The 1005-nt window shown below is 46.5% G+C and carries 2 protein-coding genes; both read left to right on the top strand.

Going from position 1 to position 1005, the window contains the following annotated elements:
* A partial coding sequence (locus HMPREF9304_RS11765; RefSeq protein ID WP_036929410.1) for a site-specific integrase occupies nucleotides 1-865 on the top strand: 865 nt, incomplete at its 5' end.
* A gap of 4 nt (nucleotides 866-869) precedes the next feature.
* Nucleotides 870-1005, top strand: a 136-nt coding sequence (locus HMPREF9304_RS15080) for an Arm DNA-binding domain-containing protein (RefSeq protein WP_262502979.1), incomplete at its 3' end; no start/stop codon positions are given.

Below are 1005 nucleotides of genomic sequence, written 5' to 3' on the forward strand. Positions count from 1 at the left end.
GCAATTGGTTGGCGTGGAGATTTCGGCACGTTGGCACTCGATGTATTACATGCTCAGAAAGCATCTGCAAGCCTTTATTCAGGAACGATATCGCACCGGCGACATTACCTTTGGGCAACTAACCGAGGATTTCTTGGACGGCTTACATCAATACAGCGTGGGAAAACATGGTCATTCACAGAGTTATTACCGCAAGATGGCATTGGCAGTCAAGAAAGTATGCCGTTTGGCTTTTCGCGAGGGTATCATAGACCGTCCTCTCTTTGACCTTGTCAAGATAGACAGAGGAGAGAGTAAACTGCCCAGAGCGTTGGACAGGGCTTCTTTTGATAGGATAAAGCAAGTCCGATTAGAAGAGGAGGAAACAGAACTGACACTTGCCCGTAACCTTTTCCTGTTCACCTGCTATACAGGCACAGCCTTTTGCGATATGATGAATCTGCGCAAGGAACATCTTGTGCAGGATGATGCAGGGGCTATGTGGCTTAAATTCAGAAGACAAAAGACTAATACTCTTTGTCGGGTAAAACTTCTGCCCCAAGCCGTTACTTTGCTTGATACATGCCATTCGGATGAACGGGACACGCTTCTACCGACTATCAGCTACGAGACCTATCGTTTCCTCCTAAAAGCCCTGCAACTGAGAGCAGGAATTGCCTTTCCCTTGACCGCACATATCGGACGGCACACCTTTGCGACATTGATAACCTTGGAGAATGGAGTGCCGATTGAAACAGTGAGTAAAATGCTTGGACACAGCAAGATTGAGACCACCGAGCGTTATGCCCATGTAACACCGAAGAAAGTATTTGAGGAGTTTGGTCGCTTCCTCTCTTTCACAGAAGATTTAACCCTTAGCCTTTGAGATTATGCGCAGTACATTCAACATTTTATTCTACATCAATCGCAGTAAACTGAAAGCAGATGGCACAACGGCAATCCTTTGCCGTATTACGATAGACGGCTCAAAAGTCGTGATGTCCACAGGAGAAAACACATTGCCCG

This window comes from Hoylesella timonensis S9-PR14, assembly GCF_000762405.1.
Lineage (GTDB): Bacteria > Bacteroidota > Bacteroidia > Bacteroidales > Bacteroidaceae > Prevotella > Prevotella timonensis_A.